Annotated in this window: 16 protein-coding genes; 9 read left to right on the plus strand and 7 right to left on the minus strand. The window is 45.4% G+C overall.

Annotated features, from left to right (window positions below):
- The first annotated feature begins 246 nt into the window (after nucleotides 1-246).
- A complete protein-coding gene (locus ACWJAO_RS07195) occupies nucleotides 247-879 on the plus strand; it encodes a nitroreductase family protein (RefSeq protein ID WP_449139762.1) in 633 nt (210 codons plus the stop codon).
- 233 nt (nucleotides 880-1,112) lie between these two features.
- Here ACWJAO_RS07195 and ACWJAO_RS07200 read toward each other — a convergent pair whose 3' ends face one another.
- The gene (locus ACWJAO_RS07200; protein WP_449139776.1) at nucleotides 1,113-1,193 is read right to left on the minus strand and encodes a smalltalk protein; all 81 of its coding nucleotides are present in this window, start codon (nucleotides 1,191-1,193) and stop codon (nucleotides 1,113-1,115) included.
- Between the two features lie 623 nt (nucleotides 1,194-1,816).
- On the opposite strand from ACWJAO_RS07200, the gene ACWJAO_RS07205 reads away from it, so the two are divergent.
- A complete protein-coding gene (locus ACWJAO_RS07205) occupies nucleotides 1,817-2,170 on the plus strand; it encodes a BRO-N domain-containing protein (RefSeq protein WP_449139763.1) in 354 nt (117 codons plus the stop codon).
- A 156-nt stretch (nucleotides 2,171-2,326) separates the two neighbouring features.
- Here ACWJAO_RS07205 and ACWJAO_RS07210 read toward each other — a convergent pair whose 3' ends face one another.
- From ACWJAO_RS07210 to ACWJAO_RS07230, 5 genes are all read right to left on the minus strand, one after another.
- Nucleotides 2,327-2,569 (minus strand): hypothetical protein, encoded by a 243-nt coding sequence (locus ACWJAO_RS07210; RefSeq protein WP_449139764.1) that lies wholly within the window; start codon nucleotides 2,567-2,569, stop codon nucleotides 2,327-2,329.
- Nucleotides 2,570-2,597: 28 nt separating this feature from the next.
- Nucleotides 2,598-2,873 (minus strand): hypothetical protein, encoded by a 276-nt coding sequence (locus ACWJAO_RS07215; RefSeq protein ID WP_449139765.1) that lies wholly within the window; start codon nucleotides 2,871-2,873, stop codon nucleotides 2,598-2,600.
- A 338-nt stretch (nucleotides 2,874-3,211) separates the two neighbouring features.
- Nucleotides 3,212-3,418 carry a hypothetical protein gene (locus ACWJAO_RS07220; RefSeq protein WP_449139766.1) on the minus strand — a complete coding sequence of 69 codons (207 nt, stop codon included), beginning with the start codon at nucleotides 3,416-3,418 and terminating at the stop codon, nucleotides 3,212-3,214.
- 227 nt (nucleotides 3,419-3,645) lie between these two features.
- Nucleotides 3,646-5,175, minus strand: coding sequence for a hypothetical protein (locus ACWJAO_RS07225; protein WP_449139767.1), 1,530 nt, complete (start codon nucleotides 5,173-5,175; stop codon nucleotides 3,646-3,648).
- 42 nt (nucleotides 5,176-5,217) lie between these two features.
- On the minus strand, nucleotides 5,218-8,034 hold the full coding sequence (locus ACWJAO_RS07230; protein ID WP_449139768.1) for a TonB-dependent receptor domain-containing protein: 2,817 nt from the start codon (nucleotides 8,032-8,034) through the stop codon (nucleotides 5,218-5,220).
- Nucleotides 8,035-8,396: 362 nt separating this feature from the next.
- On the opposite strand from ACWJAO_RS07230, the gene ACWJAO_RS07235 reads away from it, so the two are divergent.
- The 5 genes from ACWJAO_RS07235 to ACWJAO_RS07255 are packed head-to-tail and all read left to right on the plus strand — an operon-like array spanning nucleotide 8,397 to nucleotide 15,627.
- Nucleotides 8,397-11,603 carry a SusC/RagA family TonB-linked outer membrane protein gene (locus ACWJAO_RS07235; RefSeq protein WP_449139769.1) on the plus strand — a complete coding sequence of 1,069 codons (3,207 nt, stop codon included), beginning with the start codon at nucleotides 8,397-8,399 and terminating at the stop codon, nucleotides 11,601-11,603.
- A 24-nt stretch (nucleotides 11,604-11,627) separates the two neighbouring features.
- Nucleotides 11,628-13,355: a RagB/SusD family nutrient uptake outer membrane protein gene (locus tag ACWJAO_RS07240; RefSeq protein WP_449139770.1), complete on the plus strand. Its 1,728-nt coding sequence runs from the start codon at nucleotides 11,628-11,630 to the stop codon at nucleotides 13,353-13,355.
- Nucleotides 13,356-13,392: 37 nt separating this feature from the next.
- On the plus strand, nucleotides 13,393-14,310 hold the full coding sequence (locus ACWJAO_RS07245) for a hypothetical protein (RefSeq protein WP_449139771.1): 918 nt from the start codon (nucleotides 13,393-13,395) through the stop codon (nucleotides 14,308-14,310).
- Between the two features lie 34 nt (nucleotides 14,311-14,344).
- A complete protein-coding gene (locus tag ACWJAO_RS07250; protein WP_449139772.1) occupies nucleotides 14,345-14,935 on the plus strand; it encodes a C10 family peptidase in 591 nt (196 codons plus the stop codon).
- A 2-nt stretch (nucleotides 14,936-14,937) separates the two neighbouring features.
- On the plus strand, nucleotides 14,938-15,627 hold the full coding sequence (locus ACWJAO_RS07255; protein ID WP_449139773.1) for a C10 family peptidase: 690 nt from the start codon (nucleotides 14,938-14,940) through the stop codon (nucleotides 15,625-15,627).
- Nucleotides 15,628-15,724: 97 nt separating this feature from the next.
- Here the strand turns inward: ACWJAO_RS07255 and ACWJAO_RS07260 are convergent, their stop codons facing one another.
- Entirely contained in the window at nucleotides 15,725-17,368 is a 1,644-nt protein-coding gene (locus ACWJAO_RS07260) for a DUF6377 domain-containing protein (protein WP_449139774.1), read from the minus strand.
- Nucleotides 17,369-17,584: 216 nt separating this feature from the next.
- On the opposite strand from ACWJAO_RS07260, the gene ACWJAO_RS07265 reads away from it, so the two are divergent.
- The gene (locus ACWJAO_RS07265) at nucleotides 17,585-19,687 is read left to right on the plus strand and encodes a glycoside hydrolase family 97 protein (protein WP_449139775.1); all 2,103 of its coding nucleotides are present in this window, start codon (nucleotides 17,585-17,587) and stop codon (nucleotides 19,685-19,687) included.
- 66 nt (nucleotides 19,688-19,753) lie between these two features.
- Nucleotides 19,754-21,481, plus strand: a complete 1,728-nt coding sequence (locus tag ACWJAO_RS07270; protein WP_449139777.1) for an alpha-amylase family glycosyl hydrolase — start codon at nucleotides 19,754-19,756, stop codon at nucleotides 21,479-21,481.
- Nucleotides 21,482-21,701 lie beyond the last annotated feature (220 nt).

Below are 21,701 nucleotides of genomic sequence, written 5' to 3' on the forward strand. Positions count from 1 at the left end.
GCAAAGATACGAAGTTTTTGGGAAATTCTAGCAAAATAGGTGGAAAATGTTTGGTTACGATATATACTTGTTAAAAGAATGGCGGTCTAGAACAATAAAAACTCTTAAAACTTTAATCGTATCTTCTTGAATATCAGTATTTGTTGCTATCTTTGCACGGTATATACTAATAACGCTACGTGGATAAATACTAATAGCGTTACATGGGTATATACTAATAGGAATATAAGTTTAATCATGAATTATATGAAGAAGATTTTCTTAGGATTGGCAGCTGCTTTGATGTTGACTGCCTGCAACGAGAACAGACAGCCGGAGGCAACGGCCAGCGTTGACTCTGCAAGTGTGGTAACCGATTTGATGATGAGTCGCAGAAGCATCCGTGCTTACAAGGACTCCGCTATCAGTCGCGATACCCTGAACGAGATTCTGAAATGCGGCATCAACGCGCCAAACGGACAGAACCTGCAGTCGTATGAAATCAGAGTGATAGATTCTCCTGCCCTCATCGATTCGATCACCCAAGCCGTGGTAAAGGATAATCCGAAGATAGCAGAGCGCAAGGGCTTCAAGAACATCTTCGTGAATGCCCCATGTGTGGTTTGCATCGCCTATGATACTACTTATGATATGGCGCAGATTGATTGCGGTTTGCTGGGCGAGAACATCATTCTTGCAGCATGGTCAAAGGGCATCGGTTCCTGCTGTCTGGGCAGTTCTGCCCGTTTGATACTCGATTCGCCATCAGCCAAGCCTTACCTCGACCGCATGGCATTCTCCAAGAATTACAAGCTGCTCTACTGCATCGCCCTGGGCTATCCTGCTGAATCGCCAGAGGCAAAGCCAAGACGCCAGGACATGATTAAGTTCATGGATTAAGGAGAAATTTTTAAAAGTAAAAAAGGTAAAAGGGTATAAAAGTAAAAAAGTAAAAAGAGCCTTAGCCCCCTTTCCGCCCCCGTTCCCAGCGATTCCATCGCTGGTCCCCCGCAAATAAAAAAGTCCCCAGTGCACCAGGCACCGGGGGGTTAAAATAAGCTATGGCTTTTTATCTTTAAAAAGAGCAGCCTTGCTGGCTTAACATCCCGCTAGGCTTTTTTACCTTTTTACCTTTAAAAAGAGCAGCTGGTAACTCCGAGCGTAGTAGCGATGGCTGTGAGGAAGGAAATTGCAATCTGCAAATCGTTTTCCAAGTATTTGCTTTCATCATGTTTTTAGTGATTATTGATTACTTTGTGGGGGTACGCAAGCCTTTCTTCGAACGACAGTGCAAAGATACGCCAATTTCCCGATACCACCAAATTTCAGCGTGTGATAAGGGACGATTTTCAGCACGCTTTCAATCTGAAACCTGTTAAACAATCTAACTCGCCGTTTTGCGCCCCGCAACTCATACTTTTTCAGAAGAGAAAACATAGAGTTAAAGATAAGAAAACACAGCAGCTTATTCAGTATTCAGTTATTCAGTTTTATTTTGAAGGGGGTACATTTATCCCCTAAAAAGTAAAGTTTATATACTATCTATATATATAAATATATAATATATATAATATAATATAATAATAAAAAATACATTACAAAATAATAAATCCTTTTCTTCCGGGTTTTCAACCCCTTTATCCATGTAAGGGTTTAAAATAAAACTGAATAACTGAATACTGAATACGGATGGTCTTACCTATGCCCCTTAAAACAGGGGGCATGGGTTGTTGCTGGTATATAAAAATAACATCCTTCCAGGAATGGTCGTTGGCAGGCAATAATGTGGGTGATGCTCTTGCAAGAGTTTAATGCCAGGTTGGGCCATGGTTATTTCATGTCAATCAAGAATCAGCGTGATGCCATCCGGCAACATGTTGATGACCCATGTACGGCGAAACACCGTACATGGGTAGTGACTGGTATCAAGAAAGATGGAACAGCAGCAAAGCGCTGGTATAAGTTGACCTTTGTCAACGAGAACGGATTTTCTGTCCTGGTGCTTGGCTCCAAACTTCCTACTGCCGTGAAGTTCAAGAACTGGGTTACTTCTGATGTGCTGCTACAGATTCGAAAAACGGGTGGTTATATTCCGGTTCAGCAGGGCGAGAGCGATGAGGAGACAATTCGCCATGCTGAAGAAATTCTTCGTGCTACGCTCAAGGAGAAGGAGAATCTGCTGAAGAAGTAGTGTCTGCAGATTGAGTAGCAGAAGAAGCTTATCGGCGAACAGGATACGGAAATCCGACGCCTCAATGATGTTGTAGATGAACAGGTGGTTCGCATCACCAAGAACGGTGATAACATCATCCAGTTGGAGAATCAGGTGGGAGATGACTAACTTCCATTATTTTCGTTTCCTTTCCTTCTGAAACTCATATTGCTTCATCAGCTTGTCGAATTCTGCAGTGACTTTCGCCATTCGGTCTTCAAAAAGCTGCGTTACCTCCTTATAGGCTCGCAACTTATCTTGTTGTGCCTCTTCCGTTTCCCCAGCCTTCTGGTTCAAGAATTTAAAAACAGTCATGAATGCTTTCAAATCAGCTTGTTGCTGAAGTTTTTTTTCTTGTATAAACTCTTCCTTTATCATAAATCACTTACCATTAAAATTAATAACTCTACGACTCATGGATTGTGCGCTGTATCATGCGAAGTGTTTCCAGCTGATGCTTATTACTCTGTTTCAAGACATAATTCAGCATCTTGGAATAAGCCAAAGCTAATCTTCCAGCCTCAATATGGGCATCTTTTTCTTCCTCCGTCGGTTCACTTGAACTATACGAAGCATCAAACTGAGCCTTATAATGCTGATATTTCTCTTCCAGAATCGAGGAGACCTCTTCCCATACTTTATCTACCTGATTTCGATACTCTATTGTTTCTTTTGTTAACATTGTTTTCTCTTTATGTAATATTGTATGTTGCAAAGATAACAAGAAAAACTTAAATATAATACAACCTACCGTGTTATTTAACAAACATTTTACGTGGGCGATGCTCTTGCAAGAGTTTAATGCCAGATGGATCCATAGTTATTTCAAGTCTATCAAGAAGCAGCTTTTTAAAAAAAACTTAGCGAAAATTCAAAAATCAGACAAGATAGATATAGAAACTTTGGTCTCTCGTTACTTGACGGAGGAACTTTGCTAGTAATAAAAAAGTCTCTTGCTCATATAATTTGAGTAAGAGACTTTTTGGTTATAACGTTGCTAAATCAAAATATAGAAATTTATTATGATACTTTTATGATTCCAGGGATAGCCTTGCCTTCTTTTCGCATTTGCTCGCCACGATGTAAGGCTGCTAGCATTGCATGATAATGCTCTAGTCTTATCTTTCTTTGTTCAGGAGTTTCCTTCTGAACTTTGTTCATTCTTTCCTCAAATCTTTTAGCATCTTCGCCATAAAGAATTGGGGTTTCTTTAATTGGTCTTGCCATATTTTGAAAGTTTAAATGTTCTTTGCTGCAAATGTACGACTAATATTTCAAGATACCAAACTTTTGGGCGATTATTTTTGTTTTTGTCCTGTTTTTAAAGGTATTAGTTATTCTAGGCGATTGATTTTTCCCTCCATAACACAACAAAAAAAGCATGGCGCAAATCACTGCGCCATGCCCCAATAAAAGAAAACCTTATAGTCAAAATAGAAATTAGCTATTCTTCTTTAGTACTTTGCATTCTGAGGGTCGAAGTTGGTCCAACCGCTCATCCAGTTGTTGCTGCCGTCGAAGGCACCGATGTAGGTTACGGTGTCGAAACCGGTCCAGCCGGTGAAACTTGCGGCTCCGAGCAATGGGCTTCCGGCGATAGGAGTATAGCCATCAGCACCTACCAAAGAGGTCCAACTGTCAAAATATTTATTACTCTGCTCTGAGAAGAAGAAGGTGTTGCTGTATGACTTCTGGTTCTTGTCGATATCCTTCTTCGCTGCTGCATCGTAGAGATAATCCTCATACTTCTTGTTGGCATCTGTACCAACGGCATCCATGCCTGCGAAATACACATTCTGAAGCTTGAACTTGCCATCCTTGGCATCCTTCACGGTTTTACCCTTCTCACCATCTACAATCAAACCGATAGGCCAGCCTAAGGCTACAGAGTTGATGCAGTTGAGGTTAGAAGAACGGCGAATCTGCATGGCTGCCTGGAACTTGCCGAGGGCTGAACCGTTGTTCGGATTGTAGGCTCCGGCTGTGATATAATCGGTGGTGTTCTGGAACTTAGAATCCAACACCTTAGGACCTACGAAGGTGATGTTAGAGAAAGTTGCCTTGGTGCGAGGATCCACGGTTGCACCATCGGCGCAGTTGTCGCTCTCGAAACCGTTGCTCTGAGAGGTGTCGGCTATCTTGCTGTCGCGCAGCGAAAGACCATACTGCACCTTTCCAGAGAAACCGTTATCGGTATCGAAATCATCATCCCAGCCCTTGTAGGCTACGAGATATTTGCAGTTCACGGTACCACCAAACCACTCGAAGGAATCATCGTTAGAATAAGATACCTGAACGTGGTCTATCTGTGTGCCTGAACCTACAGAACCGAAGGTCAGACCGTTGATTTCCTTATCCTTCTGGAATGGATAACCTGCAAACTCGATGCGTACATAGCTCAATGCGCCTGAGTTATCAGCATCGTCTGCGCCACCATGCTTGGTACGAGGACCTCCCTCTATCTGCTGCTCTGTCTGGTTGTTCTTAGCCTTACCGCAGAGGATGATGCCACCCCAGTCGCCAGGCTTTCTGCTGCCTGCAGCCTCTTCTGATGTGAAGACGATAGGTTCTGAAGCTGTACCCTTGGCGATGAGCTTACCGCCACGCTCTGCGATGAGTGCCGCCTTGGTCTGCTTGTCGCCCTTGATGATAGTTCCCGGTTCGATGGTGAGCTCAGCTCCATCTGCAATATATACCCATCCCTTAAGGAGATAAGTGCCTTTCTTCAAAGTCTGCTTGCCTGTAAAGACGAACTCCTGGTCGCCGTTACCGATCTGTGTTCCGTTGGCGTTCTCCTTGTCGTCTGTGCCGAAGAGGATGTGGTCGCAAGCATTCAGACCGCCATCTTTTGTCCACTTGTAAACTACTTCTGATCCTGGATTTGGAGAAGGAGTTGGATCGTCATTGTCACTGCTGCAGCTGCTCAACATGGCAGATGCTGCGAGGATGCCCATGCATCCATAAAAATACATCTTGTTCATCATTGTTTCCTGTTTTGTTAAACAAACATCTAATATATTCTATCTTTAAAATTTATATATCGCCTGCAAACCGATGTTTCTGCCCGGCTTGTAGCATCTTGCTATCTCTTCCACCTGCTTCTTGCTTCCGTCGCTATACGTTACATCAGCAAACTGCTTGTAATATATCTTTTCTGCAAGAAGATCTCTTACGTTGAGCTTCAGTTCCAGATGGTCGCCGAATTTCTTAGCCAGCGAGAAGTCGATGGTGTTGCGAGGCATCTCGTAGCTGTGAGGCACTCGGGAGTTGGAGTCATCGCCCGTGCTTCCTTCGCTTCTGCCCACACCGATGATTCGCTTGCCGATGCGGTTGTATAGCAGGGCGATATCCATCTTCAAAGGCTCATTCTTATAGAAGATGCCGGTGTTGATAAGGTATGGCGACTGACCCTGCATCGGTCTGTCTTCTTCCTTCGCTCCCTTCTCAAACTGCACCTTGCTCTTAATCAGGGCACCGTTAAACGACCAGCTGAAGTCCTTCAATCCTATGAATCCGAGATTCTTTCTGATGTCCAGTTCCACACCGTAATTGTTGGCACTCTTTGCGTTTTTGTAAGAATAAATCAAGTCTGTGCCGCCTGCCACTGTGTAGGTCCACTCGATAGGAGAATCGAAGTGTTTGTAGAAGACTGCCAGCGAAATGAGCTCTCCACGGGATGGATACCACTCATATCGCAGGTCGAGATTATCGACATAACAGTTCTTCAACTCAGTGTTTCCCTGCACATTGCTGGCAAGGTCGAAGTCGTAATACACCGACGACGACACTTCACGGAATTCTGGGCGGTTAATACTGCGGCCATACGACAGGCGCACCTGGTGCTGGTCGCTGATCTTATATGTTGTATTGAGAGATGGAAAAACATCATCGGTCTTGTAATGACGGCTCGATTCGCTCTTCTCGTAGTCACGGGAATTGGAGATGAGTTCCATATCGTTGTGCTCAAAGCGGACACCGGCGTGGATGCCGAGTTTGCCAAAGGGGAGAGACATCGCCAGGTATCCGGCGCCTAAGGTGTTGTGTCCGCGGTAGTTATTGCGCATCTGCTTTTCCTCCAGAAGATACAGCTTGTCGTAACCCATGTTCGCCTCATTGGAGAGCAGGGTTGGGATGTCGCTGTGGCGGAAATCGGATGGCATGTTGTTAGCTGAAACATTCCAATTGTAAATAAAATTACGAGTCTGATATTCTCGGCTGCGATACTCCCCGTAAGCTCCCACTTGCAAGTCTGGCTCAAAGTTGCCAAACTTGAAGTGATGCTTATCATTAATACCAAGAGAGAGAATGTGTTCGTCGAGTTGGGTCCACTCGCGCGATATGTCGTTGCCGGTGCTCAGGGCATAAACGCCCGATTCGAGAGCATCGTCGATGAGGTATCTACGACGGTCAGGCAAATGACGGTTGGCATACGCATACCCGATGCTCCAGTCAAGGGCATCGCTAGTGAAGGTGTGCTTGCCGGTAAGCTGACCGTTATATGTAGTTCGACTGCGGTAGTAATACTCTGCGCTCCGCTCCAGGTTCGACTGAGCACTCACGCCTTCACGCCAGGTATATCGGCTGGTAGCCAACTGGTTGAAGATGTTCTTGAGCTGATACTTGTGGTTGCCGTCCTTGGAAAGGAAGGTGAAGTTGAGCATCGCTCCGAGTCTGACATTATTATTATACTGGTCGTCAACAGAGTGACGAAGATAGTTCGGCTTGTCGTTGGCCGCATCATAGATGCCATAGAGGTTGTTCTCCATGTTCTCGTAGGTGCGGTATTCGTTGGTATAGTTCAGGGCGGCGAGCATGCCGAGTGTTCTTCCGCCGAGCATCCAGCGCTGGTTTAGGCTGGCTGCCAGTTTCAAGTCGCCCAAAGGCTTCTTGTTCTTTACGAACCAATCGTTGTTAAGCCCGTTTCCAAGGAGCGAAGTAGCATAATCGCCCACCGGTTTTCCGTTGGCATCTAGCTGCTGATTCAGGTCAGCATGGATGCCTCCGTTCAGGTTTCTCAAGCCATTGTCGAAACCGAGGAAATCGGTTCCCGAACCTTTTGAGTAAGAGAAGTCCTTGAAGGCAGAAGATGTATTCCAGTTTCCGCCCACGGCGATATTGAAACTGTTTTCTGCCGGAATCTCCTTGGTGTTGACGATGATGAAACCGCCTGAGTAGTCGGCAGGATATTCAGCCGATGGCGACTTCACGATGGTAAGGTTGTCAATCTGTGAACTAGGGATGATATCGAAGGAGAATGCCCTAGAATCAGCCTCAGAACTAGGCACCGCTCCTCCGTTCACCCACACATTGTTATAACGCTGTGACAATCCACGAACCATCACGAATTTATCGTCGATGAGGCTCACGCCTGGCACTCGGCGTATCACCTCACCCGCATTCGTATCCTGAGTACGAGATATTTCCTGTGCCGAAACATTGCTCACGATGACGGGACTGTTTTTGGTCACCTGTATCATTGCCGCATTCGTATTACGCCTTTCCACTGCGGTAACGGTCACCTCCTTCAGTTGCTGTTCATCAGGTTGCAGCGCAATCACCTGGTCTGCGTCCTTCGCCTGAACCCCGTCAATTTTTTGAGTCTTATATCCTACATAATTAATATATAGTGTATATGTCTTTTCTTTATCCAATCCATCGATCTGGAAGTTTCCGTCGATGTTGGTGATAGCCTTCACGTTGGTTCCATCCACTGTGATGACTGCACCGATGAGTGTCTCCTTCGATTTCTGGTCGATTACGACACCCTTAATCTGTTGCGCCCACATTGGCGAGCTAGCCGCCGAGAGCAATCCTAATACAATAATTCCCCTTTTAGCATTCATAACCTATATCGTTTGATTACGGTTGCAAAGGTACGGTGGTTATATTACACCAGGGTTGCAATGAGGTTGAAAGGCATTGACGAAGCTGCGACAAAGATGTTACGGCAGAAAATGGCGTTTCCAATTTTTTAGAGGAATTGATGTTTTTAGTAGCATTTAGATATTGATTTGTGGTAACAAAATATCTTTTTGCTATCTGAAAATGCAGATTTTTGAACTTTTGTTTGGTGATTAGTGGATTTTATTATACCTTTGCAACCGAATACATTTTTTATATAAAACTTGTAAAGGATAACTGGCATTATATAAATAGGTGTATTTAAGATAAAGAGAGATAATAATTATAAGAAGAGACAGATATTATGAGAATGAAGGTTTTATTTGCTTCCCTGTTGCTGGCCGCTTCGGGGCAAGTGCTGGCACAGTCTTCCGGACAGGTTGGGGGACAGGTCTTCGATGAGAATGGAGACCCCGTAGTGGGTGCCCAGATTATGGTGAAAGGTTCCAAGACCGGAACCGTGACCGACATTGACGGTAAGTTCAGCTTGCCGAGTGCTAAACGTGGAGAGGCGATAGTCATCACCTATCTCGGTATGGATTCCCAGACCTTGAAGGCGGCTCCAGGCATGAAGGTAAGCATGCACTCTCAAGACCGCCAGCTCGACGAAGTGATTGTTGTGGCATACGGCGAGCAGAAGAAATCATCCTTCACGGGTTCTGCAGGCGTAGTGGATGCAGATAAAATAGCCGTGCGCCAGGTAACCAATGTGGTAGATGCCCTCAATGGTCAGGTAGCGGGTGTGCAGATGATAAATACATCTGGCAATCCGTCTTCTACCCCTACCATCCGTGTACGCGGTATCAGCTCCATCAATGCAGGTCAGGATCCGTTGATTGTGGTAGACGGTGCGCCTTATTATGGCTCCTGGAGTGATATCAATCCTGCGGATGTGGCATCTGTTACCGTATTGAAAGATGCGGCAAGTAATGCGCTTTATGGTGCCCGTGGTGCCAATGGTGTCATCCTGATTACTACCAAGAATCCACAGGCGGGCAAGACTGTCATCACAGTTGATGCTAAATGGGGCAGCAATAGCCGTGGCTCTCAGACTTATGATATGATTTCTGATCCAGGTCAATATTATGAGACACACTATAAGTCATTATATAATTACTATACCAATGGCAAGGGTATGTCAGCTTATGCAGCTCATGTGGCTGCCAATAACGCAATTGGTGGTTCTTCAGAAAAGGGCGGATTGGGCTATATCTGCTACAATGTGCCTGAGGGACAGTATCTCATTGGCGATAATGGAAAGCTGAATCCTAATGCCACATTGGGCAACAAGATCTCTTATAACGGAAAGGATTATACGATCAGTCCGGACGACTGGCTCAAGGCGGCTTATCGCAACACCCTCCGACAGGAGTATAATATGAATGTGAATGGTGGAAACGACAGCTCCCAGTTCTATGCTTCGTTGGGCTATCTGGATAATCCTGGTATTGCATACGGATCTCAGTTTAAGCGATATACTGCACGCCTGAAGGCTACCTATAAGGCAAATGAATGGCTGAAGGTGGGTGGTAACGTAAACTATGCCCATACCGTTACAGATTATGCCACAGAGGTAGATTCTAATGGAAAAAACAGTACTACCAATACCTTCTACATGGTCAATACCATCGCTCCTATCTATCCGCTGTATCTCAGAGATGGCAATGGCAATATCATGACCGATGATAATGGTAAGATATATGATTATGGTAACGGAATGAATGCAGGCTTGAATCGCCCTGTACTCTCTCAGGTCAACCAGTTGAAGGATGACCAGCTTCAGGCATCCCATTCTGTAGGCAATACTTTCGGTATCAATGGTTTCGCAGACATAACCCCAACATTTGTCAAGGGACTGAAGATTACCTTGAACGGTACGGTAGATGACTATGAATATCGCTATCAGAGTACCCAGCAGCCTTATTATGGATTTGGTGCAACGACTTATCCTAATGGTGAGGTAACCGTAGGACATTACCGTTATTATACAGTCAACTTCCAGCAGTTGGTAAACTATGCCCGTTCTTTTGGTCTGCACAACATGACATTGCTTTTGGGACATGAGAATTACAAGCAGACCTATGAATATGTATATGGCGGCCGTTCTAACATGTTCTCTTTCAAGGAAAACCATGAGTTGGCAGGTGCAATCACCAATGAGCCTACTTATTCCAACCAGACCAATTATAATACCGAAGGTTTCTTCTTCCGTGGCATGTATGATTATGATGGCAAGTATTTCGGTCAGGTTTCTTATCGCCGTGACGGTTCATCCCGCTTCTCTCCAGCCCATCGCTGGGGTGATTTCTATTCCTTTGGTGGTGCCTGGATACTGACTAAGGAAGATTGGATGGCAGGTACCAAGTCTTGGCTCAACATGCTGAAGGTGAAATTCTCTTTCGGTCAGCAGGGTAACGATGCCATCGGTAACAACCGTTATCTGGATACATACGGCATCGGTAGCATGAATGGTGACATGGCGCTGACCTTTGCTTCAAAGGGTAATGATAAGATTACCTGGGAGACCAATACCAATATCAACGCAGGTCTTGAATTCGAACTCTTCAAGGGGCGTCTGACCGGTGATGTGGAGTATTTCTACCGCAAGACCACAGACATGCTCTGTTTCATCAGCGTGCCTATGTCAATGGGTTATGCAGGCTATTACTCTAATGTGGGTAACATGGTGAACCGTGGTGTAGAACTGAATCTTGCAGGAGATGTAATCCGCACCAAGGATTTTGCGTGGAACATCAATCTCAATGCCACCCATTATACCAATGAGATAACGAAACTTTTTGATGAGAACAAGAATGAGATGCTGAGCGGATATGCCGGTTATCATAACGGCTCTTATTATTATGGTGAAGGATTACCTATCTACACCTGGAGACTGAAGAAATATGCGGGCGTAAATGAGAAAGGAGAATCCACATGGTATGTTGAGAACGAAGATGGTTCGTTGGGTAAGTCAGCAAAATGGTCGGAAGGCTCTTATTTTGCCTGTGGCGACCCTACTCCTGATCTTTATGGTGGATTTGGTACATCGTTCTCGTTTAAGGGTATCGATGTCAGTGTGAACTTCACTTATTCCATCGGCGGCAAATCTTACGATTCAGGTTATAAGAGTCTGATGGGTGTTCCTTATGACAGCTGGACAGGTTTCAATTTCCATAAGGATATGCTGGATGCCTGGTCTCCAAGTAACAGAGGGTCCAACATCCCTCGCCTCCAGTATAATGATACGGATGCAAACTCATCTTCTGACCGTTTCCTGATCAATGCAAGTTACCTCAACCTGCAGAGCATCAATATCGGTTATACCTTGCCAAAGAGCCTGACACGTCGTTTGGGCTTGACTAAGGTTCGTGTCTATGGTGCGGCAGACAATGTCTATCTGTGGAGCAAGCGAAAGGGATTCGACCCTCGTACAAGTTTCACCGGCTCACCTAGCAACGAGCAGTATGCGTTTGTACGTGCCATCTCTGGTGGTATTACACTTCAATTTTAAACTATTAGATAAGGAGATTTTTATATGATGAACAATATATTTCGCAAGGTTTCTCTGTTCACAGTAGTGCTCTCTTCATGCTTGATGATGCAGAGCTGTCTGGAGGAGGAACTGCCAAAGGATTATGCAACAGGCAGTCAGGTGCAGGGGTCTGAGACGGCTCAGCAGGGCTTGCTGACCGGCTTGAGTGCCTATATGGTAAAGAGTGGTGTGTATGGCGGCGGTTCGGCTTACGACAACGGTTATCCCAGCCAGATGATTATCCGTGATGTGATGACGGCAGATATGCCTGTTTATAATGCAGATTACGACTATTTCTCATCTATAGAGAATGGTAAGGGGCTCCGTAGCCCATTCAATTACACCTATTTCTACTATTATGGTTTGGTGAACAATGCCAACAGTATCATCTCGTCGCTCGATGTGGAAGGAGCATCTGAATCAGCAAAGGCGTCTGCCGGTGTGGCTTATGCTTACCGTGCTTTGGCATACCTGGATATGGCAAGAATGTTTGAATTCAAGAAGACTGGATTCTCTGACTTTGATGCCAAGGCAGCCAAGGTTATGGGACTTACCGTGCCTATCGTGACCGAGAAGACTACTGCCGTTGAGGGTAAGAACAATCCTCGTGTACCTTATTATACAATGTATCGCTTCATCCTGCACGACCTGAATAAGGCTGAGGCATACTTGAAGGGCTATAAGCGTACGGGCAAGGAGCAGCCGGATGAGAGCGTGGTAGATGGTTTGAAGGCACGCTTCTGGCTGGAACTGGGTTCTCGCTTTTATGATTCGGCAGATGACCTGACAGCCCAGTTGTCTCATGAGAATGATGCTGACGGCTATGATGCCTTGGGCATCACGACGGCTAATGACTGTTTTGCCAAGGCTGCCTCATACGCACAGGCCGCCATCGACAATTCCGGTTGCCAGCCAATGTCTCAGAGCGAATGGTATAATAAGAAGACTGGTTTCAATACAGCTAATTCTTCCTGGATGTGGAAGGCTTCGCTGGGAACAAAGGAGCAATTGGGCAGCTGGTACCATTCCTGGATGGGTACGGTATCTTCTGAATCTACCGCATTCTCCATGGCTGGTTATGGCAAGGCTTACCGTATGATAGGTGCCTCGCTCTATAATTTGATACCTGATGCAGACTGGCGAAAGAAGACTTGGGTTGCCCCTGAGGACGCTGGCAAGACCGAGGTTCCGGCAGGCTATTCTACCTTGCTGGATGGAGCAGGATGGGCTAAACTGCCTGCTTACACCAACCTGAAATATCATCCGGGTTCAGGTAACTTGTCTGATCTCTATGTGGGCTGTTTGTGTGATATTCCATTGATGCGTGTAGAAGAGATGTATCTCATCTATATTGAGGCCATTGCCCATACAGAAGGGGTGGATGCTGCCAAGACCGTATTGAATGATTTCATGAATGCTTATCGCTATACTGATGGCTCTTATGAGTGTCAGGCTACAGACATCGAATCACTTGAAGATGCCGTGCTGCTTCAGAAACGTATCGAACTCTGGGGAGAGGGATTGCTGTATTTTGACTATAAGCGTCTTAAGATAGCTGTTGTCCGTACCTATACGGGTACCAACTTCCTGGAGAGTCACCGCTTGAATTCCAAGTATGGTTTCGTGGCTCCGTGGATGGATTGTTATGTCCCAGAATATGAGAAGAGTTCTAATCCGGCTGTGGTACTGAATCCAGACCCTACAAGTGTGGTAGAGGCAAAGAGTGAGTAAATGAGGAGATTTTTCAATCTTTAAAATGGAATTGACAATGAAGAATATAAAGTTTTTTAGATATTTGGGGCTTGCCATCTCGGCTGGTCTCCTGTTGGGGTTCTCTTCCTGCAGCGATGACGATGATTATGCGCCAGGCAATCCTGCACCAGACAATTGCATGGGAGTGTATTTTGATGCGGGCAATGCGGCAGAGTTTATTCTTACTCCAGACCAGGAAACCGTTGATGTGAAGGTTTGCCGTAAGGTAGCCGCTGAGGCTGCGAGTGTTCCTATCAAGGTAGAGTATACTGATACAGCTGCCATTCAGGTGCCTGCAACGGTGGAGTTTGCCCAGGGCGAGAAGGAGGCTACGCTGACCATTTCTGTAAAGGGTTTGACACCTAAAAAGAAATTTGGTTTCAAGATAGATGTCGATGAAGCCTATGCCAATCCTTATACCAAGCAGGATGGCAGTACGGTGCTGCAGTCAGCGGTGCTGGTTTCTCAGTGGACGAAAGTACTGGAGAATGTGCGGTTCTATTACGAAGGTTACACAGAGCTGCCTGTAACCTATTCCGATATCTACCAGCTGGAAGGTGTCAATCAGTTTTATATCACCAATATGTTGGGTTCGGGTGCTGATCTTTATTTCAAGATTAATGGCACTTTCAATGCCGATAATCTGGCTGATTGCTCCGGTGAACTGGTTCCTGAGGAAGGAAAGGGTGCTACCATATATGACTATCAGACCTATAAGAAAAACTATATCGTAGCTGGTGTTGATTCTTCTACAGGTAACTATTTGTGGAACTGGACGGTAGGAGATGTAAATATCAACTCTTTCATGTGGTATGGTGGATATGGCTATAATACCTATTCTTATATAGACTTCACAAAGAAATACATCTATCTGAATGGATACATAGATTCCAGTGTTGCGCAGCAGTCTGTAAATGTGTATGGCGTTTGGTAGAAATATCGAATGATTTCCTAAAGATTTTGGACTAATGAAGAAGATTTTTATATTTTCTATGATGTTGGCTTCTTTCCTTTGCTCTGAGGCAAAGGAAAGGAGCCTTCAGCAGAAATTGGAGATAGCCAGTGAGGTGCTGGGGGAGCGTTTGCCTTCTGTTGGCGGGAAAACTTCTCGTGGAGGAGTAGATGAGAGCCTTCGGGTTATGCGCCAGTCGAATGCTTATACGGTTGTAGGACGCAACCGGAACGGATTTGTTGTTCTCGCCAATGATGATGCGTTCAAGGCTGTAATAGGTTATTCTGACGAGGGTACTTTTGGTGATAATCCTGCTTTGGAGTGGTTCTTGGCTAGAATTAATGACGCTTCACTTCGTGCTGCTTCTACGGGGTATCAGGTTATCCCTGCAGGTTGCAAGTCGAGCGTTGAGCATCTGGTTACGACAAAATGGGGCCAGGATGCTCCTTTCAATAGTCAGTGCCCACAAGTGAATGGTAAAAACTGCTGGGTAGGTTGCGTGGCTACGGCTATGGCACAGATTATGTCTGTATACCAGTATCCATCCCGTGGCAAGGGCGTCGCTTCTTATAGCGTCGGCGATGAGAAACGTACTGCTATGCTGTGAGTATGGGAGAGTATAAGTGGACAGAGATGTTGCCTGCTTATTCGGGTGATAACTACAGTTCGGAACAGGCTGCCGCAGTAGCCAAGTTGATGTTTCATTGCGGTTGTGTGGCTGGTATGAATTATTCTCTTGATGGCAGTGGCGCGTCTTTGCAAGATGCGGCGGCTGGTATGAAGAAGCATTTCGGCTATCTTACCCAGTACTACGGCTATAAGGATTATCCCAAGACCAATAACTATGATGATGCAGCCTGGAGAAAGGTTATTTATCGGGAATTGAGCGCCGGGCATCCTATTCTGTATGCCGGTACATCCAATAAGCAGGGAAACGACAAGACATCTTCCCATGCCTTTGTGCTGGATGGTTATGATGCTGATGGAAACGTAGGAGTAAATTGGGGCTATTGTGGCTTAGGTGATGGCTATTTCGACCTGAGTCTCCTTCCTCTGGAGTATACGGATAATGGTGTCTCCGTTGATGAGGAGTATCAGTGGTATCAGGAAATGGTGGTTATTCATCGTCCTGATGATGGTAAAATAGATTATGATTTGACTTCCGGCTTAACTCATGTTGTCGGTATTTCTCGGCCTTGCAGTTCCGATGTTTATGATATCAATGGCCGAAAGGTATCGCTCCCAGCGAAACATGATGGTATCTATATCTGGGGTGGCAAGAAATATATAGTAAAGTAGAATTCTCACGAATTGCAGATAATTAAATAAATCCCGACAGGTATGTTGTAGCCTGTCGGGATTTATTATAAATATAGGTGTCTTTTTATTTCTTTCATCAGTCAGCAATCACCATACAGAGTCTGAGCACATTTTCTTCGAAGTGCTCCTTGTCTATGGCATTGTTCTTGAGCATGGAACGGTAGTTATATACGGTTTGGGGCGAATAAGACAGGATGCCGGCTATCTTGGAACTTTCGGTGATGCCTAATCTTAACAGGGCACATACACGGAGGATAGGGGGCATTTCGCCGTTCTCTTTCAGCTGGATGTGAGCCGATTCGGTGAGTTGTTGGTTCAGCTCGGTTACAAAAGTCGGGTACAGAGACAGGAATGCCTTGTCGAATTCCGTCAGAAACTCCTTGTTCTCTTTTTCTGTACTTGATGAGGACGAAAGGAGGCTCAGCAGTTCCTTGCTCTGGTTGGCTTTTATCTTTCTTACTGCCAAAGTACGCAGTTTGCTGTTTCTCTCTATGTTCTTATAGCACAGGTCTATATACACCTTCACCAGTCTCTCGCGTTTCTGGTTGGTGTCCTTCAGCTCTTCGTTGATGAGATGCAGCTGGCTGTTGAGAACTTCCATTCTAGCCGATGTAGCCGTGATTTCGTCTTTCTTCTGTTTCAAAAGCCTGTTCTTCTTGCGGATGAACAGACTGCTAAGTCCCACTCCGAGCGAGAGCAGGAAAATGACTGAGAGAGCGATGTAGAGCATGCTGTTGGTGGCTCTGATGTCATCTGTATAGGCATTGGTAATCATCTGCAATTTGGATGAAATCTCAATGCGGCGCAACCGGTTGTTGTAGGCATAAGCATCTTCCAGGGATATGTAGATGTATTCCTGGGCTTTTTTCAGATTTCTGGTCTTATGTTTGTAGATGAAGAGTGCGATGTCTTGCAGGGCGACATTCTCTTTTGTGGCAGAAGTGATGTCTGAGATGGCTGCAACCAGAAGGTAATGCTCCATCAGTTCCGGGTTGTTGGCTTTCTTGTATACTTCGGATAGGGCAAAGGCGGTCATGGCATGCAGGCGGCTGTCTGGCTTTTCCATGCTCAGTGCTTTTTTGTAGTATTGGATGGTCTTGTTATTGTTGGAATGATTGCTGTAATAGTATAATTCTCCCAGCAGGTAGTAATAGAACGCATCTTTCTCTGGCGACAGTTCTATTGCTTTCTTCAGGTATTTCACTTTCAGCTGGTCGTAATCCTTGCTGAAGTTATTGTTTTCACAATAGGTTGACCAGTTGTTGTATAGTCCGTAAAGTGTATAATAGTATTGAAACTGATAGTCACGCGGATCATCTTCCTTTGTTTCTATTTTTTGCAGCATTTCCTTTGCTTCAGCATAGAATCCACGTGTGATAAGCAGGCTGGTTTGGCTAAGTTGGAATCTTTTATGATATAAGGTGTTGTTGCTCTTTTGGGCAAGAACAAGTCCTTTTTTTACGTAAGTCATCGCCGAATCATACTCGTAGGCTTTGTATCCATTGGCGAGTTGCTCGTAAAGCTTGAGCTTGTCCTCGTTGCTGGTTACATACTTGGCACCCTGCTTGATGTCGTTCAGACTTTTCTCTTTTACTTCTACATAATGCGCACGTTTTTCCAGGGCAGCATCCAGTTTCTGGTAGAGCTGGCTGTTGTCTGCTTTTACGTATATCGGCTGTAGCATCAGCAGTGTGATGATTATAACGAAAAGATGTCTCATTTTTCCTATGTTTTTAGATTCTGCTGCAAAAATAATAAAAAACATTGAAAATCTCGCATCTACTAGCCGTTTTTTTTGAGAATTTGCAAAATGTTGATATTCAGAGAGGTGAGGAGGTTGGTAGATACCGGTAATCTACCAAGAATCTACTATTCGCACCAACTTATCGATTTTTGCCGTACTTTTGCAGCAACAAACAATTTTAAACAAAAAAATATGAAAAAACTCTTTTTGCTTGCAAGCTTTCTGATGGCTATTGGCATCTCGGCGGATGCCGGAGACATCACTTCTCCTAATGGACAGATCAAGGTGAACTTCACTTTGGATGGCACGGTGCCAACCTATAGTGTGACCTATCAGGGTAAGACCATTATCAAGCCTAGCCGTCTGGGTTATCAGCTCGCTAAGGGCGGTAAGGATGGCAAGGACCTGCTTGCTGATTTTAGCGTCATCGATGAGAAAACTTCTACTTTCGACGAGACTTGGACTCCAGTTTGGGGAGAGAACAAGTCAATCCGCAATCATTATAATGATATGCTGGTAGAGTTGAAGCAGAATTCCACCGACAGTTATATGAACGTCCGCTTCCGTGTCTATGACGATGGAGTGGGATTGCGCTATGAGTTCCCTCAGAAAGGCAGTCTCAACTACTTCACCATCAAGGAAGAGCGTACAGAATTTGCCATGATGGGCGATCATACCGCCTGGTGGATTCCGGGTGATTACGATACCCAGGAGTATGAATATACCAAGACCCGTCTGTCTGGCATCCGTCCAGCCCTGCATGCTGCTGTCAGCAGCAATCTCTCACAGACTGTCTTTTCTGATACCGGTGTACAGACCTCACTCCAGTTGAAGACAGATGACGGTATCTACATCAATCTGCATGAGGCTGCTCTGGTGGATTATCCAGCCATGCACCTGAACTTGGATGACAAGACCATGACCTTTACCTCTTGGCTCACCCCTGATGCCCAGGGAATGAAGGGTTATATGCAGACTCCGTTCAAGAGCCCTTGGCGTACGATGGTCATCACAAATGATGCCCGCAAGGTGCTGTCTTCCAATCTGATTCTCAATCTCAATGAGCCTTGCAAGATCAAGGATACCTCATGGATTCATCCTGTGAAGTATGTTGGCGTATGGTGGGAGATGATTTCCGGTAAGGGAGAGTGGGCTTATACCCATGATTATCCTACCGTGAAGTTGGATGGAACCGACTATGTACATGCCAAGCCATCAGGCAAGCATTCTGCCAACAATGCCAATGTCCGCCGTTACATCGACTTTGCTGCAGCCCATGGTTTCGATGCTGTCCTGGTAGAAGGATGGAATATCGGTTGGGAAGACTGGAGTGGCTACATGAAGGAAAAGGTATTCGATTTCCTGACTCCATATCCTGATTTCGACATCAAGGCACTCAATGAGTATGCTCATTCCAAGGGTGTGAAGCTCATCATGCATCATGAGACCTCTTCTTCTGTGATGAACTACGAGAAGTATATGGACAGAGCTTACCAGTTGATGAAGGATTATGGCTACGATGCCGTGAAGAGCGGTTATGTAGGCAACATCATCCCTCGTGGCGAGCATCACTACAGTCAGTTGGAAATCAATCACTACCAGCATGCCGTAACCCGTGCTGCCGATTATCACATCATGGTAAATGCCCATGAGGCTGTGCGGCCTACCGGTCTCTGCCGCACTTATCCTAACCTGATTGGCAACGAGAGTGCTCGCGGAACAGAATATCAGGCTTTCGGAGGTACCAAACCTGGACATACTGCCATCTTGCCTTTCACCCGTCTGCAGGGTGGTCCGATGGACTATACACCTGGTATCTTTGAGATGGATTGCGCCAATGGTTCACATTGCAACTCTACCATCTGCGGTCAGTTGGCACTCTATGTAACCATGTACAGTCCGTTGCAGATGGCTGCCGATTTCCCTGAAAATTACGAGAAGCACATGGATGCCTTCCAGTTTATCAAGGATGTGGCTGTAGATTGGGACAAGTCTATCTATCTAGAGGCTGAACCAATGGAGTATATCACCGCAGCCCGCAAGGCAAAGGGCTCTGATAACTGGTTTGTCGGTGGTGTTACGGGTATGAAGGCTCATCAGTCTACCGTTAAGCTCGATTTCCTCGACAAGAATAAGAAGTATGTAGCTACCATCTATCAGGATGCAAAGAATGCCAACTACAAGTCCAATCCTCAGGCTTACGTCATCACCAAGAAGATTGTAACCAGCAAGTCTGTCTTGAAGTTGAATTCCGTTGCAGGTGGTGGATTCGCAATTAGCATTCTTGCACAATAAAATGCAGAATTTTGAGTTATTATGAAAGAAATTTTTCTTGAATTAATAATGATGCTCATGAAAAGAATGAATAAAATGCTGTTGGTTGCTGCCTTGGCGGCAACCACACTTTCTGCTCAGGCAGAACAGAAGAAGGGACCGGCTTGGTTGAGTGATGCACTTTTCTATCAGATTTATCCATCTTCCTATATGGATACTGATGGCAATGGTATTGGCGATCTGCCGGGTATCACTTCCAAGTTGGATTACATCAAGACTTTGGGTGTGAATGCCCTCTGGCTCAATCCAATCTTTGAGTCGGGATGGTTTGATGGCGGCTATGATGTCATCGACTTTTACAAGGTGGATCCTAGATTCGGTACCAATACCGACTTGGTTACATTGGTCAATGAGGCCCATAAGCGTGGCATGAAGGTTTGTCTCGACCTGGTGGCAGGACATTCCAGCACCAAGTGTGCCTGGTTTAAGGAGTCTTCCGAGAAAGATCCTAACCAGCGTTACAGCGACTATTATATCTGGATGAATGATATCCCTGAGAGCGAGAAGAAAGAAATCGAAGCCCGTCATCAGGAGGCAAGTCCGGAGTCTAGTACCCGAGGCAGATATGTGGAGGCGAATGCTCCTCGTGCCAAGTATTATGAGAAGAATTTCTTCGAGTGCCAGCCTGCCTTGAACTATGGCTTTGCTCATCCAGATCCAAATCATCCTTGGGAGCAGGGTGTAGATGCTCCTGGACCACAGGCTGTTCGCAGGGAAATACGTAACATCATGGCTTTCTGGTTTGATAAGGGTGTGGATGGATTCCGAGTAGATATGGCGTCATCGCTCATCAAGAACGACCCCGACAAGAAGGAGGTTTCCAAACTCTGGAATGAGATGCGTGCCTGGAAGGACAAGAACTATCCTGAGACCGTCCTGATTTCTGAATGGGCTAATCCGCAGCAAGCCATTCCTGCCGGTTTCAACATCGATTTCTACATCCATTTTGGTCTCAAGGGCTATGCCTCTCTGTTCTTCGACCGCAAGACTCCTTGGGGCAAGTGGGAGCAGAGCTACCAGAACTGCTATTTCGACAAGCAGGGCAAGGGCTCGCTCAAGGAGTTTAGCGAGAACTATACCAAGGCATACAATGCCACCAAGAATCTCGGCTACATCGCTGTTCCATCTGCCAACCACGATTACCAGCGTCCTAACATCGGTACCCGCAATACGCCAGACCAGCTGAAGGTGGCGATGACCTTCTTCCTCACCATGCCAGGTGTTCCATTTATCTATTATGGTGATGAGATTGGTATGAAGTATCAGATGAATCTCCCTAACAAGGAGGGTAGCAATGAGCGCTCTGGTACCCGAACTCCGATGCAGTGGACCAAGGGCAAGAATGCCGGATTCTCTACGAGTGCACCCGATAAACTCTATTTTCCTGTAGATACGGAAAACGGAAAGTTGACCGTTGAAGCTCAGCAGGGAGATCAGAATTCTCTGTTGTCATATACCCGTAAGCTGACCGCTTTGCGTCATTCAGCCAAGGCTCTTGACAATGAGGGTGATTGGAAGCTCTTGAACCAGAAAGGTCAGGAATATCCAATGGTATATGAGCGTACTTTGGGTGAAGAGAAGTATGTTGTTGTCGTGAATCCTGGCGCCAAGGCTGCATCTCTCAACATCAGTTCTGTCGGCGGCAAGCCTGTTTCCGTTCTTTCTACAGGAAAGGTAGTATATAAATCAGGCAAGAAGACCGATGCCATCAAGGCTTCAGGCATTAGTGCTGCCATATTCAAGGTGGCAAAATAACTTGAGAACATTATTATTGCTAGCTACATTATATATCAGAATCCGCATGGCTCCTAGAGTCGTGCGGATTTTTTATACCGATTTTTCTTCAGCAATAACTAAAGATATTTAAATATTTATCCCGATATTTGGAGATAAATAAAGAAATAACTATATTTGCAGCATGATTACGGAATATGGTATAGAGGCAAAGTCTAATTCTGAGATTATATCAGAATTG

This window comes from Segatella sp. (assembly GCF_977051555.1).